Genomic DNA, 15,479 nt, shown 5'->3' on the forward strand with positions numbered 1-15,479 from the left:
AAGGCCAGGCGCAAACTTGCCACGTGGGACACACAATACCTCATGGCGGCTCTGCAAGCGCGTTAACCTGGACTCGTTGCCCTCGGCTTTCCATCCCGGACTTGCCCCCGTCTGGTGGCTGTGCATCTATTGGGCACCGATCCCGTCCCTGAAGACCCGCCTTCCGCCGGAGCCTGTGATCTGATGTCGATCCGCGAGCTTGAAGATCCGTTCGAACAGTTTGGCGGCTGGTACGCCGATGTGCGCGCCGAGCCCGCGATCACCGAGCCCACGGCCGTGTGCGTGGCCACCGCCGGCACCGACGGCCTGCCTGCGGCGCGTATGGTGCTGCTGAAGGCGTGGGACCGCGATGGCTTCGTCTTCTATACCAATTACGAAAGCGACAAGGGCCGCGATCTGCTGGGCAATCCGCAGGCGGCGCTTCTGTTCTACTGGATGCCGCTGGGCCGTCAGGTCCGCATTCAGGGGCAGGTCGAGCAGGTGACGGCGGACGAGGCCGATGCCTATTTCGCCAGCCGCGCCCGCGACAGCCAGATCGGCGCCTGGGCCTCGCGGCAGTCGCGGCCGATGAAGGGCCGCTATGAGCTTGAGAAGCGGGCGGCCGAATTCGCGCTGAAATTCAATGTCGGCCGGGTGCCGCGGCCCGATCACTGGTCGGGCTTCCGGGTGGTGCCGCAGCGCATGGAGTTCTGGCAGGAAGGCCGTTTCCGGCTGCATCAGCGGCTGGTCTATCTGCGCGACGGTGCCGGCTGGACCCGGCAATGGCTGTTTCCCTGATCCGGCGCCGATGATGTCTCCCGCCCGCGATCCGGCCCCCACGGGTGTTCTGGCACCACCCGACCCGGCGCTGGCCCGGCTGAAGCGCCGGGTGACGATGGCGTCGCTGTGCGTGGCGCTGGCCCTGGTGGCGCTGAAGATCGCGGCGGCGATCATGACCGGGTCGGTCAGCATTCTGTCCAGTCTGGTCGACAGCGTGTCGGATGCCGGTGCCAGCCTGGTGACGCTGCTGGCGGTGCGCCAGGCGATGCGACCGGCGGATGCCGGGCATCGCTTCGGCCATGGCAAGGCCGAACCGCTGGCCGCCATGGGGCAGGCATTGTTTGTCGCAGGGTCGGCGCTGCTGCTGACGGTGGAGGCCGTGCGCCGGCTGTTCCAGCCGGAACCGGTGGGCGAGGGCACGATCGGCATCGCCGTGATGGTGATCGCCATCGTTGTGACGCTGGTGCTGGTGCGCTATCAGGCCGATGTGCAGGCAAAGACCGGATCGATGGCGGTCGGTGCCGATCGGCTGCACTATACCGGCGATCTGCTGATCAATCTGGGCGTGATCACCTCGATCGTGCTCAGCCAGTATCTGGGTATCACAGAAGCCGATCCGGTGATCGCGGTGCTGATCGCGCTGCATCTGCTGCGCGGCGCCTGGGGCATCGGGCGCAGTGCCCTGGACGCGCTGATGGACCACGAACTGCCGGCAGAGGATCGCGCACGCATCCGGGCGATCATTCTGGCGGTGCCGGGCGTCAAAGGCATGCACGACCTGCGCACCCGGTCGTCGAGCGTGCATACCTTCATTCAGATGCATCTGGAACTGCTGCCGGACCAGAGCCTGGCCCATGCCCATACCATTGCCGACGAGGCCGAGCGGCGGCTGCGGGTGCATTATCCCGAGGCCGAGATCATCACCCATCTGGACCCGATGGGTCACGACGAGGCCATACCACGGTTTCGATAGCCGTGGATGCCGTGGCGGGTATCGATCGCCAGAAGAACATCGATCGCCAGAAGAACTCTGGCCGGAAAATATCTCCACTACAGGTTGTCGTTTTGCTAGGCTCGACGGGTGGCGGATCTGCCCCGGTCGTCGTGGCCGCGCGGCACCCCCTCTAGCCGACCTCCAGAAGGACCAGTGTCGCCATGGATCTTGCGAGCCATATCCGCCACGTTCCGGATTTTCCGAAGCCGGGCATTCTGTTCTATGACATCTCGACGCTTCTGGCGCATTCCGACGCCTGGCGCGAGACCATCGACCGGATGGCCGAGGCGATCCGCCCGATGCAGCCCGACCTGCTGGCCGGGATCGAATCGCGCGGCTTTCTGGCGGCGGCCCCTCTGGCTCTGGCGCTGGGCAAGGGCTTCGTGATGGTGCGCAAGCGCGGCAAGCTGCCGGGCCGCACCGTCAGCCATGCCTATGCGCTGGAATATGGCGAGGACGTCGTCGAGGTGCAGGAGGGCATGATCGAGCCCGGCCAGCGGGTGGTGCTGGTGGATGACCTTCTGGCCACCGGCGGCACCGCATCGGCCGCCGTCACCCTGCTGCGCAAGGTGGGCGCCGAGGTGCCGGGTGCCGCCTTCATCATCGAGTTGATCGGCCTGGGCGGTCGTGCACGTCTGGACGTGCCGACCGAGACCGTGCTTCAACTGGAAGCCTGACCGGTTCAGCCCGCGTCACCTGTGGCGCGGGCAATCTCGGCATGGCGCGGGCAACTGACCAGATGATCGTTCACCAGCCCGGTCGCCTGCATCAGCGCATAGGTGGTGGTCGAGCCCATATGCCTGAAGCCCTTCTGCTTCAGAAGCTTCGCAATCCGGTCTGACAGATCGGTGCGGGCCTGGGCGTCGCTCATGCTGGCCAGATGATTGGTGATCTGGCGGCCGTCGATCACGTCCCACAGCGTCTCGGCGAGCCCGCGCCCGGCATCGCGCAGCGCCAGAGTGGCGCGGGCATTGCCGATCGTCGCCTCGATCTTGCCGCGATGGCGGATGATGGCGGCATCACCGACCAGCCGGTCGACGTCATCGGGCCCCATCCGGGCCACGGCCTCGGCATCGAAGCCTAGAAACGCCTGTCGGAACCCCTCGCGCCGGCGCAGGATGGTGATCCAGGACAGGCCCGACTGGAAGCTTTCCAGCACCAGCATCTCGAACATCTGCCGGTCGTCGCGCACCGGCACGCCCCATTCGGTGTCGTGATAGGCGCGGTAGAGCGGATCGGTGCCACACCATGGGCAGGTGCCGTCGGCGGCGGCTGGGGTATCGGTCACGGCGCGGGCATCCTTCCATGGGCGCGCGGCAGGTGATGCCGGGCGCGGATCTTCCGTGTCAGTCGTCGCCACGCGGTCGCGCGGCCAGTGTGATGCCATCGGCGGTCAGGGCCGGGCCGCTGCCGGCTGCCGCCTCGTCCGTCCGGTCGATCCGGAGCAGGGCGATGCCTGTGCCCCCGACGCTGCTGCGCAGATCGCCGGCCGCACGCTCGCCCGCCATCACCGGTGTGCCCGGCGGCGGCAGGCGGGCGCCATCGGCCGCATCGACCACGAACAGGCGCTTGCGGACCTGGCCGCGGAACTTGCTGCGCGTGGTGACTTCCTGCCCGACATAGCAGCCCTTGTCAAAGGCGACGCCGTTCAGCCGGTCCAGATCGTGTTCCAGCGCCAGCCCCTGTTCGGGCGGCAGGTCCGCCGGTCCTTCGGGCACCCGTGCCTCGATCCGCCACAGATCCCAGTCGGTGGCCTCGGCTGGCGCAAGACCGGTCGCGGCTGCGCGGTCGGCGAGGGCCTGATCGCTGCCCCAAAGCCGCACACCCAGCCCCGCGCGGCGCGGATCGGTCAGTTGCAGCACGCCGCCCTCGGCGACATCGCCGCCCGTGGCCCGAACGCTGCCGGGGGCACCGTCGATACCCAACGCCGCCGTGGCACCGGAACCGAAGGCCACCGCGACCACAAGCGCGGTGGCGGGGCGGATGGTCACCTTGGCGCGCAGCTTGTACAGCGTCAGCCGCTTGACCAGATCGCTTGCAAGCGGCGTGGCGCATTCCACCAGCAATCGTTCGGCGCCTGCCGCCGGATCGGCCGGTGCCACGATCAGATCATGCAGGATCTTGCCCTGGGGGGTGAGCAGGGCGCCATAGCGGGCATGGCCTTCCGCCACCGGATCGAGGTCGCCCGATACCAGCCCGTCGAGGAAGCGCAGCGCATCGGCGCCGTCGAGCATGATCAGGCTGCGGCCAGGCAGGCGGGCGATGCGGGGCTGGGTGGTCTCGGTCATGTGGCGGTCCTGTCGGTGGCGTCGTCCGGTGCGGCCGGTTGCCGGCCAGCCGCTCAACTGTGGCGTCGGCGACCGGCGGGTTCAAGGGGAAGCCGCGCATGCCATGGGGCCGAAACCAGGTGCTGCGGGGACCACGGTTGCATCACCGGCCACCGGCACCCTATAACCGACGGGATGCCATGGTCGGGACTGCGCATGAATCTGCTGTTCATCACCTCCACCCGCATCGGCGATGCGGTTCTGTCGACCGGCCTGCTCGATCATCTGATCCGGGCGGAGCGCGCGGCGGGGCGGGGCGTGCCGCGTGTCACCGTTGCCGTGGGCGCACCCGCGGCGGCTCTGTTTGCGGCCGTGCCGGGGATCGAGCGGGTGATCCCGATCGTCAAGCGCCGTCATGCCGGGCATTGGCGCGATCTGTGGCGGGCGGTGATCGGCACGCACTGGGACATGGTGGTCGATCTGCGCGGTTCGGCGATTGCCTGGATCCTGCGGGCCCGGCGCCGCCGGGTGCTGTCGCGCCACGAAGACGGTCGCCACAAGCTGTTCCAACTGGCGCGCACGCTGGATCTGGACCCACCCCCGGCACCCCGCATCTGGACCCGGCCGCAGGACCACGACGTCGCCACCCGAGCCCTGCCGGCCGATGGCCGCAAGCTTCTGGTGGTGGCCCCTGCCGCCAACTGGGTGGGCAAGCAATGGTCGGCCGATCGGTTCGCAGCCCTGATCGGGCGGCTGGCGGGGCCCAAGGGGCGGCTTGGTGGTGCCTCGGTTGCCGTGATCGCCGCCGCTCATGAACGGCCACAGGCGGAGCCGGTGCTGTCGGCCGCGCACGCTCTGAGCCTGAACGCCCCCGACATCGTCGGCGCCCTGCCGCTGCTGGCGGTTCAGGCCCTGCTGGAGCGTGCGGACCTGTTTGTCGGCAATGACAGCGGCCTGATGCACATGGCGGCGGCGGCCGGCGCGCCGACTCTGGGTCTGTTCGGACCAACCTCGGATGCGGTCTATGGCCCTTGGGGAAAACATGCTGTGGCAGTGCGGACGCCCGAATCCTATCACCAGCTCGCGGCCGAGCGGCCCTCGTCGGCCGATCGCTGCTATATGACCGGCCTTGCCGTCGATACCGTGGAGCGGGCCGCGGTGGCGTTGCTTGACCGGGTTGGCGTGGCGCGATCGGGGCTGGTGACCCAATGACTCACCGCCCGACCGATCTTGCCATCCTGCTGACGCCGAGCGAGAGCTTCCAGGCGGCCAATGCCGGCGCCATCGCGCTCTCGGTGCGTGATTTTGTCCGATTCAGTGGCTATGCCGACCGCACCACGGTCCTGGGTGCTGCGGTTGAGCGACCCTTTGAGGGCATCCGCTTCCGCAGCCTTGCGACCCGGGGGCTGATCGGGTCGCGGCGCCTGGCCTATCTGATCTCGGCGACCCGGGTGCTGCTCGCCGCCCGGCCGAAGCTGATCGAGGTCCATAACCGGCCGGAATTTCTGCCCTGGTTGATGCGAATCGCACCCCGGGCCGGTTTTGCCCTGTTCCTGCACAACGATCCGCAGGCCATGCGCCGTTTCCGCAGTGTCGCCGAACGTCGGGCATTGCTCGCCCGGCTCGACACGGTGTTCTGTGTCAGCGGCTATATCCGCGCGCGGCTGCTTGACGGCATCGACGGCATCGACGATCCGGCGCTGGCGGCGAAGGCGGTGGTCTGCCCGATCGGTTTCGACCTGTCCGTCTTCGACGCGAAGCGCGCGGCCATCACCGAGCCGCGCGAGCAGGTGGTGCTGTTCGTCGGCCGCATTGTCAGAGACAAGGGCGCGGATCTGTTCGTCGAGGCGGCCGCCGCGGCACTCGCCGACCGGCCGGGCTGGCGGGCGGTGATGGTGGGCGCCGATCGCCCGCCTGAGGGCGCGGGCGCGCGGATGGCCGCCGTTTCGACCTTCGAGGCGGGCGTGCGGGCGCGGGTGGCGGAGATCAATGCCGGCCGCGACCGGCCATTGATCGAGATGACCGGCTTCCGCACCTATGATCAGGTCCTTGGCCTCTATGGTCGCGCCGCGATGGCGGTGGTGCCGTCGGTCTGGGACGAACCCTTTGGCCGCACCGCGGTTGAGGCCCTGGCGATGGGCTGCCCGCTGATCGCGGCCGATCGCGGCGGGCTCCGCGACATCGTCCACGGCGCCGGCCTGACCCTGAACCCGGCCACTGCCGATACACTCGCGGCGGCCATCGGTGCGCTGGCCGACGATCCGGCCCGCCGCGAGGCGATGGCGCGGAACGGCCGTGCGCATCTGGACCGGCTCGGCTACGATATCCGCGCCGTCGTGGCCGGGATGGACCGGGCCCGCTGCGATCGGCTGGGCCCGCCCGTGACGGCGGACCACCTTCGCCCTCCCGGCAACCCGACGGACGGATGATGCCTGATACCGAACAGCCGCGACCTGTCGTCACCCCCCCGGACCTCCCCGTCCTGCTCAGGGATGGCCGGCCGCTCCGGGTGATGCAGCTCATGGCGGGCGCCGCCCATGGCGGTGCCGAGGCCTTTTTCGACCGCCTGGCGGTCGCCTTCCATCACAGGGGGATCGAGCAGGCGATCGCCGTTCGCCCCCACCCGGAACGCATGGCGACGCTGCGGGCCGCGGGGTTGGATCCCCAGGGGCTGCGTTTCGGCCGCCATGCCGACATCAAGACCTGGTGGCGATTGCGGCGGATGGTGAAGCGCTTCCGGCCCGACATCGTGCTGACCTGGATGAACCGCGCCACGGCCGCCTGCCCGACGGGCGATTTCGTTCACGTGGCACGGCTGGGTGGTTATTACGATCTGAAGAACTATCGCGGAGCCGATCATCTGGTCGGCAACACCCGCGATATCGTCGCCTATCTGCGCCGCAAGGGCGTGCCGGCCGAGCGCAGCCACTACGTGCCCAATTTCGTCGACGCCACGCCGATGCCGCCCGAGCCGCGGTCGCGCTGGGGCACGCCGGATGATGCGCCGCTGATCCTGGGACTTGGGCGGCTGCACCCGAACAAGGGCTTCGACGTGCTGATCCGTGCGGTGGCGCAGGTGCCGCGCGCGCATCTGTGGCTGGCAGGCGTGGGATCGCTGGAAGACGATCTGCGCGAACTGGCGCGCGGGCTTGGCATCACCGACCGGGTGTCATTCCTGGGCTGGCGCACCGATGTGGCGGCGCTGTATGCGGCGGCCGATGTGTTCGTCTGTTCGTCGCGTCACGAACCGCTGGGCAATATCGTGCTGGAAGCCTGGGCGCATGGCGTGCCGGTGGTGGCGGCCGCAAGCCAGGGGCCGTCGGAGCTGATCGCTCATGGTGCCAACGGCCTGCTGGTACCGGTGGATCACGACGCGGCCATGGCGGCAAGCATCGAAACCGTGCTGCGCGAAACCCGGCTGCGCGAGACGATGATCGCCGGCGGCCGCACGGCCTATGAGCGCAATTTCACCGAGGCGGCGGTGGTCGGGGCCTATGCCGATCTCTTCCGCCGGATCCTGCCCCGGAGCTGAAGGAACAGTCGCCCATGTGCGGCATCGCCGGCATCATGACCCGGGACGGCCAGCCGCCCACCCGCGCGGTTCTGGAGCGCCTGGCCGGCGCCATGGGCCATCGCGGCCCTGATGGCCATGGTGTGACCCTGCGTGGCGGGGTGGGGCTGGTCCATACCCGGCTGGCGATCATCGACCTCGCCACCGGCGATCAGCCGCTGCTGTGGCCGATCGACCCGGCCGACCGGAACGCCGTGCCGAGTGGCGATCACAGCCGGAGCCTGGCTCTGGTCGCCAATGGCGAGGTCTATAACTATCGGGAACTGAAGACTGCCCTCGCCGGCGAACCCTTCCGCACCGCATCGGATTGCGAGCCGCCTCTGCCGCTGTATCTGCGCCACGGCACCGAGGGTTTCGACCGGTTGCGCGGCATGTATGCCATCGCGCTGCATGATCCGCGCGGCAGCGGCGATGGCCGGCTGGTGCTGGCGCGTGACCCGTTCGGCATCAAGCCGCTATATTACGTCGAGGGGCCCGAAGGCTTTGCCTTCGCGTCGGAGCCGGCGGTCCTGATCCGGGCCGGGCTTGCCGGCACGGCCCTGGATGACGCGCGGATCATCGAACTGCTGCAGCTGCATTTCACCACCGGTGCCGGAACGGTTTTCCCGGCCATCCGCCGGGTGCTGCCAGGCGAGCGGCTGATCGTCGAGGCCGGGCGGATCACCGACCGCCGCCTGGCACCGGCACTGCCCGGGGGCGATGCGCGGCCCGATCCCGATCCCGGACGCCGAATGGATGCGGCGCTGGCCGCTTTTGACCGCGTGTTCGAGCAGACCATCGATCTGCATCAGCGCAGCGACGTGCCCTATGGCCTGTTCCTGTCGGGCGGTGTCGACAGTTCGGCCGTGCTGGCGATGATGGCGCGCCTGAACAGCCGGCCGGTGACCGCCTTCACCGCCGGATTCGGCGATGGCGGGGTGCATGACGAACGGGCGGCTGCCCGCGTCGTTGCCGGCGTGACCGGTGCCGATCTGATCGAAACCCTGGTGACCCGCGCCGATTTCGACCGGATCGCGCCGCAGGTGGCGCGGGCGCTGGATGATCCGACCCTGGACTATGCGGTTTTGCCCAGTTTCAAGCTGGCCGAGATTGCGCGCGGCCATGTGAAGGTGGTGTTGTCGGGCGAGGGCGGCGACGAGCTGTTCGCCGGCTATGGCCGGTATCGTCGTGCCCGTCGGTGGCGGCTGTTCGGGGGCCGCCCGATGCGCCGTCGCGGCGACCTGGACGGTACGGGGCTGCTGCGGCCGGAATGGTCGGCCACGGCCGATGACTGGCGCCAGGGCGTGGCGGCCGCCGAAGCGGCGGCGGCCCGCGCCGGCGGCACCCGGCTGCAACGCCTTCAGGCGGTGGATTGCGCCGACTGGCTGCCCAACGACCTGCTGCTGAAGCTGGACCGGATGCTGATGGCCAATGGTATCGAGGGACGCACTCCGTTTCTGGACCCGGCCATGGCCGCCTTCGCCTGGCCCTTGCCCGACCGGATGAAGGTCGACCGGCGGCGCGGCAAGCTGCTGCTGCGCCACTGGCTGGCACGGCATCTGCCGGAGGCGACGCCGTTTGCGCCCAAACGCGGCTTCACCGTGCCGGTGGGGGCGTGGATTGCGGCCGACGCCGCGCGGCTGGGGCCACTGGTGGCCGACGAGCCGCTGATCGCCCGGTTGTCGCCACGGGAGGCCGTGATCGACCTGTTCCGGGCGGCCGACCGCCCCGGTCAGGGCCAGCGCGCCTGGGGGCTGCTGATGCTGGCGCTGTGGCACCGCATTCAGGTGAACGGCGCGGCACCGGGGCCGGATATCGCCTCGACACTGGCCGGGCAGTGACCCGGCCCGCCAATGCTCCGGCGCGCCAATGGCCCGGCCTGCCAATGACCTGACCAGCGCGTGATCTTCAGCGGATCTCCGCCCGATACAGCACCGGCCAGGCATCGGCCGGAATGCCCTGACAGACCTCCATCGCGATCAGCGATGTCAGGCGGAAGCGGCGGCCATCCCATACCCAACTGGCGGCGGTGCCGCAATCACCGATCCCGCGGCCCTTGGCATAGCTCGACAGCATGCGATTGTCGGCATCATAGTCTACGTTCATCAGGTCGATCGGACTGATGCCGTCGGGCATCTCGATATCCGCCGTCGCGATCTGTCCCTTCTGGTCTTCGACCCACAGCTGATAGACCATGTTATAGGCGCCGGCCATGCAGACGGCGCCATACAGCACATGAGCGGCATCCAGCCGGCCGATCAGCGGTGGCACCATCTCGCGGGCCTGCGGATCGCAGTCGTCGCCCAGAGGGTGGGCGTCAAATCCGGCTGGCAATCCGGCGGGCACGGCGGACGTGGAGGGCTGCGGCGGTGTCACTACCGGCACCGGCGGCACTGGCGGTATGGTCGAGGCCGGCTTGTCGCCCGGCCTGACCAGCGCCGTGACCGTACCCACCCGCTTCTGTGCATCATCGATATAGAGCAGCGCGGCCGAGGCCCCCGCCAGCGAGACCCGGGTGGCGGCCAGAACCCCCTTTGCGGGCGCGGTCACCGTAATCTCCAGCATGTTGGCTTGCCGCAGCGCCGGCAGCACGGCTGCCGCCATCGATGCGGGGAGCGGCGCCATCAGCATTCCCTGATCGATGGTGGCGTCGATCGGCGGCAGGCTGCCACCACCACCTGGAACGGTAAGCGTCGCCGTGACCGGCCCGGTCGTGGCCTCGTCGGCCAGCAGAATGCCGATGGCAAGCCGCGGCACCGCGTCGCCGTCGCCGTCGCGTGCCACTGACAGCCAGGTGCCGAACACGGCATCGCTCATCGCCGGCGCCGTGCCGAAGGCCGTGCAGCTGTGGCGGTTGTCGCAGGCCACCCACCAGTCCTTGAAGGTGCCGGTGCTTTGCGCCGCCGCCGGCGCCGCCATCAGCATCAGGGCGCCCAGAGCCGCGGGCACGCCCGCGCGGGCTGCGGTGTGGTGGCGCGGCTTGCGGGTGGTGGGACGGGTCATCGGATGGCCTTGTCGACAGGAAGCGGGTGCGATCGACATCATATAGCGCATCCGACAGTGCGGCGACCCGCGGCTCCGGCACAATGGGCGGCGTCGATCCGGCACGGGCCGGCGCGGGCAGGGGATGTGTGATCAGGCTGTATCTCGCGCAGGGGGTTCGCCTTGTGCGGGTGATGCGCGTTCAAGCTGCAAAAAATGATGAAACCGGGACACATCTACCGTTAAACTTCCACCCACGCCCGGCTGCGGCACTGTATCGTCGGCCGTCTGTTGCCTTCGGGAGACCTCTGCTGGCTGTGCCGTCATGATCCGGGACTTGCGAGACCTGCCGCCGTCCGGTCGCGCGCATCATGCGACGCACCTCAAGGAGACCGCTGGTCATATGCCGTCGTCCGGGCGCCGGTCGCTGCTCCAGATGCCGTTGATCCAGGCCCTGATGATTGCGGCGATCGCGGTCTATCTCGTGCTGGTCGGGGTGGGTGTCACGCTGCATCTGGTCGCCTATCAGCAGCCACTGCGCGACGCCATGGAGCGGGCTGAAGGCACCGCACGCCTGCTGGCCGATCATGCCGCCCAGGCGATGGAAGCAGCCGACCTGACGCTTCTGCGCGCTGTCGACCGCGTGGCGGACTATGACATGCGCCTCCGCGGCGACGGGGCGGCACCACGGCCACGTCTGCTGTTCGACCGGCTGGACGAATTGATCCGCGGTTCGCAGCAACTGCGGGCGCTGTGGGCGGTGGATCGTGCCGGCGTGATGTATGTGCAGACCCATGTCTTCCCGACGCCGCCGATCGACCTTGCCGGTGACGATTACATGAGCCGGCTGATGCGGGCACCCGACAGCGGTCTGGTGGTGGGGAGCACCACCTATGGCGCCTTTACCGGTCGGCGCTATTTCACCGTCGCCCGGGCGCTGACCGATCCGGCGGGCGGCTTTGCGGGCGCTGCCGCCGCGGCCGTGGATGTGGAACATTTCACCGCGTTCTATGGTGCGGCACCGATCGGCGATCATGGCCGGGTGCTGTTGATGTCGACCGTAGGGGCCGGGGTGCTGGCGGCAAGCCCCGGGCTTGCCGAAGCCGAGGTCACCCAGTTGCGGCACGCCATCAGGGACGTGCCGCCTCTGACCCGGGCAAAGGCGCGCGACGAGCCGCCGGCGGCGGTGCTGATCGGCGGCGACTATGGCGGAGGGCCGTGGTTCGCGGCGGCGGTGCCGGTACCGGGGCAGGCCATGCAGGTTGTGGTGCTGCTGGCCGAGAGCGACGCGCTTGCGGCGTGGCGCGCCTCGGGCTGGCGCACGGCGGGGTTGCTGCTGATCGCGGGCGCCGGTCTTGCCGGCGCTGTGGTTCTGATGCGGAACCATCTGGCGCGGCCGCTCGACCGGCTGCACGCGGCGATCCACCGGATCGAGCAGGGCCAGATCGACCGGCCGGTGGGTACCAGCGGCGGTCTGCCGCAGATCGAGGCCGCAATGACCGGCATCGAGACCCTGCGGCTGTCGTTGTCGCATCTGACCGATCATCTGAATGCCGAGGTCGACACCCGCACACAGGAACTGGAAGAGCGCAGCCAGCAGTTCAATGCCGCCCTTGAGAACGTGTTTCTGGGGCTGGCGATGTTCGATGCCGAACGGCGGCTGGTGGTCTGCAATCAGCGCTATCGCGAATTGTTCGGCCTGAGCGAGTCCCTGGCCTGCCGGGGGACCACGCTGCACGCTATTCTTGAACATGCGGCACGGGTTGAAGGCTATGACGTGTCGGAACTGGGCGAGGTTCTGTCGCGGCGGCTGGAACGGCTGGCGACCCGCCATACCCGGACCTGGTCTGAAGAATTGCGCAATGGCCGGGTGCTGGACCTGTTCGTGCGGCCGGTCGCCTCGGGCGGCGCGCTGGTCGCGGTGCAGGACGTTACCGAGCAGCGTCGTTTCGAACAGGCGCTGATGGAGGCCAAGATGCAGGCGGAGCGCGCAAACAGCGCGAAGTCCGAGTTCCTGGCCAATATGAGCCATGAACTGCGCACGCCGTTGAACGCGATCATCGGTTTTTCCGAGATCATCGGTGCCGAGATGTTCGGCCCTGCCGGCAACCCGCGCTATGCCGCCTATGGCCGTGACATCGCCACCTCCGGCCGGCATCTGCTGGTGCTGATCAACGATATCCTGGATCTGTCGAAGGCCGAATCCGGCCGGATGACCGTGGATGTGGCGCCGGTCGTTCTGGGGCGTGTGGTCCGCGACTGTCTGCGGATGGTGGAGGCGCAGGCACGGGACAATCACGTGCGGCTGGTGGCCGACATTGCGCCGGGCCTGCCCGATATGCGCACCGATGAACGCCGGCTGGCGCAGGTTCTGCTGAACCTCTTGTCGAACGCCGTGAAGTTCACCCCCGCCGGTGGCCGGGTGACGCTGTCGGCCCGTGCCGTATCGGACCGCGCCGCATCGGACCGCATCGTGCTGGTGGTCGAAGATACCGGCATCGGCATGTCGGCGGCCGAGATCGAGGTGGCGCTGAGCGTGTTCGGCCAGATCGAAAGCGCCATGCATCGCCGCCACCACGGCACCGGCCTTGGTCTGCCGCTTGCGGTGCGGCTGATCGATCTGCTGGGTGGCCAGTTCGACCTTGTCAGCCGGCCGGCACAGGGAACCCGCGCGACCGTGATGCTGCCGCGCGACGCAACCAGGCCCCTGGCGGCGACACTGGACACCATGTCACGTGCCGCCGCGCCGGATCCCGGCCAGCGGCCGAAGGCGCGCCCGGCGCCACCGTCGGCCGCGGCCTATTCAGCGTCGGACCTGTCAGTTTCAGGCCAATCAGTCCCGGGCCAGTGACACCGAAACCAGGACAGGTGCCGTGCTGGCGGTGTTGCGCGCCTGGATGGTGACCATGTCGGCGGCGCTGACCACACCATCGACCTGGATATCCGGGCCGGCATCGCGCGCCAGCGTGCAGATCACCCGGTCGCCGACATGGGCGCCTGCAACCTCCATCGTCTGTTCGATCACGGTGGCCGCGACCGGTGCGGGCAGTGCGACCGTCGTCGCGACACGCGGACCGGCGGATACAGCGGTCCGGCGACGGCCAGGGCGTTGTTGATGATAGCATTGTGATGCCTAAATTTTTGTGCCGCGTGACTGTTTCTCCGTTTCCGGCATAGCTGAATGTAATTATAGAGGCCACATGTTGCGTCATATGCGCTCGGGATCTGCATGACGAGAGTCATTTTGATTTTCCTGTATTGACGGAGGGCGCATCGAGCGCTCGCCACAATCAAGGTGATGACATGAGTTTTCTGAACATGGAGACGATGTCTGCGCTGAGGGCGGCAGCTGTGCCCGCCGATGGCAGCTATGCCCTGCTTGCCGGTTATCATCGGCCCGGCGATGGTGGCGGCAGCAGTTTCGTGTGGTCGGCCGCATCGACCGATGCCGATAATGGCGGCACGGTGATCGCCGCCGATGCCGGCGGCAGCGGCCGCTGGCTTCGCAGCCACGCGGCCGGCATCGACCCGCTCGCCTTCGGCGCCGCGGGCAACGGCATCAGCGATGATGGTGATGTTCTGGCGGCCGTCGACGCGTTTGCCGTTGCCGGGGATGTCACCGTGGTGGTGAGCCGCAACCACCGGATCGATCGCCATCTGACGCTTGCGGCGGCCTGGTCCTTTGACGGTGGCGGCCTCACGATCGGCGCCGAGGCCATGCCGTCGACGGGCGCCTTCACCCAGTCGGTGCCGGGGATTCAGCTCTCGGACGGATGCCCGAACAACACCGCCGAATACTATCTGAACACGGTGCTTGAGGCGGAGCCGCCTTACATGCTGATCGATGGTCGGCGGGCGCGCAAATACCGGGTGTTCGGCTTCTTCCAGATCGGCAAGGCTGTCGACAACTGGGCGCTGTCCAGTGCCGGCACCGATACCTGGTATCTGGACCAGACCCGTAACCCCGACGATGTGGGGCCGGTCGCCAAGATGGTCTCGACCTCCGACAAGCTGTGGATCAAGGTCGACGGCGTCTACAAGCGCCTGACCGGACGGCCCGCAGCGGCCGCGCCGACGCTTTTGGAGAAAGATTTTACCTTCGGCCGGATTGAAGGCGAGGTGCAGAATGGCACGCCCTATGTCCGGCTGTCGGACGGTGTGTCGCCGAACAGCTATGATCCGGGATCGTTCTATACCGACTACACCATCCGCGCGCCAGGTGCGGAGGGACCGATCGGCAAGTATCTGCATCTATGCTGGGCCTGGGGCGCCAAGGGGTCGGCGGTTGCCGAGGATCGCGTCTATACCCGCCATGAATTCAAGGATCTGGCATGGGCTGCACCCTATGTGGTCAGGTTCCAGCGGCCGGTGTCTGCCGCACCCGACCAGCGGCTGTTCTTCGGTGACGGCACGGCGGCCATGCCTGGCGAGACCTGGCTGGCCTGGTTCGGCGCCGATCCCGACAGCGACGACAATTATGATGCCATACAGGCCGCCTTCGGCAGCGCCTGGCTGGTTGGCGGCAATACCGTCCGCCATCACGACACCAGACTGTTGAAGATCTGCTTTGGCCGCACGGAAACGCCACCGGCCCTGCTGATCCCCAGCCATACCCGGGTGGAGATCGATGCGGTGATCCGGATTCCAGCGGATTACGACGGGCTGGCGGGTGGGCCGGTGCTTCTGAACCGCAGTCCTGGGGCCGGCACCGGCATTTCGGGGCGTCTGGCCATCGACTGCAACGGCGCGCCGAACATGAACGCGATCGCGACCGGCACGTCGGATCTTGCCGGCATGGCGGGGCAGATCAGCCGTGATATCGACATGGACGTCGTGGTCATGAACAGGGGATGTCCCGCCCGATGTTGAAAAGGGCTCGGCGGACGTCGCTGGTTGATGAGGCTATGCAGCCTCGCAGACGGGGTCA

The 15,479-nt window shown here is 68.2% G+C and carries 13 protein-coding genes; 9 read left to right on the forward strand and 4 right to left on the reverse strand.

Annotated features, from left to right (window positions below; all coding sequences use genetic code 11):
* Positions 1-183 precede the first annotated feature (183 nt).
* From pdxH to IEW15_RS23005, 3 genes are all read left to right on the forward strand, one after another.
* Positions 184-777, forward strand: a complete 594-nt coding sequence (gene pdxH, locus IEW15_RS22995) for a pyridoxamine 5'-phosphate oxidase (protein WP_188582433.1) — start codon at positions 184-186, stop codon at positions 775-777.
* Between the two features lie 10 nt (positions 778-787).
* On the forward strand, positions 788-1,732 hold the full coding sequence (locus IEW15_RS23000; protein WP_229708562.1) for a cation diffusion facilitator family transporter: 945 nt from the start codon (positions 788-790) through the stop codon (positions 1,730-1,732).
* A gap of 182 nt (positions 1,733-1,914) precedes the next feature.
* Complete coding sequence (locus IEW15_RS23005) at positions 1,915-2,430, forward strand: adenine phosphoribosyltransferase (RefSeq protein WP_188582435.1); 516 nt, start codon at positions 1,915-1,917, stop codon at positions 2,428-2,430.
* 5 nt (positions 2,431-2,435) lie between these two features.
* On the opposite strand, the gene IEW15_RS23010 is transcribed toward IEW15_RS23005, so the two are convergent.
* Both IEW15_RS23010 and ygfZ read right to left on the reverse strand, forming a co-directional pair.
* Complete coding sequence (locus tag IEW15_RS23010; RefSeq protein ID WP_229708565.1) at positions 2,436-3,041, reverse strand: DNA-3-methyladenine glycosylase I; 606 nt, start codon at positions 3,039-3,041, stop codon at positions 2,436-2,438.
* Between the two features lie 58 nt (positions 3,042-3,099).
* The gene (gene ygfZ, locus IEW15_RS23015) at positions 3,100-4,041 is read right to left on the reverse strand and encodes a CAF17-like 4Fe-4S cluster assembly/insertion protein YgfZ (protein ID WP_188582439.1); all 942 of its coding nucleotides are present in this window, start codon (positions 4,039-4,041) and stop codon (positions 3,100-3,102) included.
* Between the two features lie 195 nt (positions 4,042-4,236).
* On the opposite strand from ygfZ, the gene IEW15_RS23020 reads away from it, so the two are divergent.
* From IEW15_RS23020 to asnB, 4 genes are read left to right on the forward strand one after another with little or no spacing between them, the layout of a single operon-like run.
* Positions 4,237-5,232 (forward strand): glycosyltransferase family 9 protein, encoded by a 996-nt coding sequence (locus IEW15_RS23020; protein WP_188582441.1) that lies wholly within the window; start codon positions 4,237-4,239, stop codon positions 5,230-5,232.
* Positions 5,229-6,449 (forward strand): glycosyltransferase family 4 protein, encoded by a 1,221-nt coding sequence (locus IEW15_RS23025; protein WP_188582443.1) that lies wholly within the window; start codon positions 5,229-5,231, stop codon positions 6,447-6,449. Before IEW15_RS23020 ends, IEW15_RS23025 begins: the two co-directional genes overlap by 4 nt.
* Positions 6,449-7,552 (forward strand): glycosyltransferase, encoded by a 1,104-nt coding sequence (locus IEW15_RS23030; RefSeq protein WP_306432666.1) that lies wholly within the window; start codon positions 6,449-6,451, stop codon positions 7,550-7,552. The genes IEW15_RS23025 and IEW15_RS23030 overlap by 1 nt, the downstream gene beginning before the upstream one ends.
* Before the next feature lie 14 nt (positions 7,553-7,566).
* Positions 7,567-9,411: an asparagine synthase (glutamine-hydrolyzing) gene (gene asnB / locus IEW15_RS23035; RefSeq protein ID WP_188582447.1), complete on the forward strand. Its 1,845-nt coding sequence runs from the start codon at positions 7,567-7,569 to the stop codon at positions 9,409-9,411.
* 67 nt (positions 9,412-9,478) lie between these two features.
* Here the strand turns inward: asnB and IEW15_RS23040 are convergent, their stop codons facing one another.
* On the reverse strand, positions 9,479-10,573 hold the full coding sequence (locus IEW15_RS23040; protein WP_188582450.1) for a DUF1176 domain-containing protein: 1,095 nt from the start codon (positions 10,571-10,573) through the stop codon (positions 9,479-9,481).
* A 382-nt stretch (positions 10,574-10,955) separates the two neighbouring features.
* Here IEW15_RS23040 and IEW15_RS23045 point away from each other — a divergent pair, with 382 nt between their 5' ends.
* Positions 10,956-13,403 carry an ATP-binding protein gene (locus IEW15_RS23045; protein WP_188582452.1) on the forward strand — a complete coding sequence of 816 codons (2,448 nt, stop codon included), beginning with the start codon at positions 10,956-10,958 and terminating at the stop codon, positions 13,401-13,403.
* Here the strand turns inward: IEW15_RS23045 and IEW15_RS23050 are convergent.
* Positions 13,386-13,577: a hypothetical protein gene (locus tag IEW15_RS23050; protein ID WP_188582454.1), complete on the reverse strand. Its 192-nt coding sequence runs from the start codon at positions 13,575-13,577 to the stop codon at positions 13,386-13,388. The genes IEW15_RS23045 and IEW15_RS23050 overlap by 18 nt on opposite strands.
* A gap of 293 nt (positions 13,578-13,870) precedes the next feature.
* Between IEW15_RS23050 and IEW15_RS23055 the strand changes: the two genes are divergently transcribed.
* On the forward strand, positions 13,871-15,421 hold the full coding sequence (locus tag IEW15_RS23055; protein WP_188582455.1) for a hypothetical protein: 1,551 nt from the start codon (positions 13,871-13,873) through the stop codon (positions 15,419-15,421).
* Positions 15,422-15,479 lie beyond the last annotated feature (58 nt).

It is taken from the genome of Tistrella bauzanensis (assembly GCF_014636235.1).
In the GTDB taxonomy this organism is placed as follows: domain Bacteria; phylum Pseudomonadota; class Alphaproteobacteria; order Tistrellales; family Tistrellaceae; genus Tistrella; species Tistrella bauzanensis.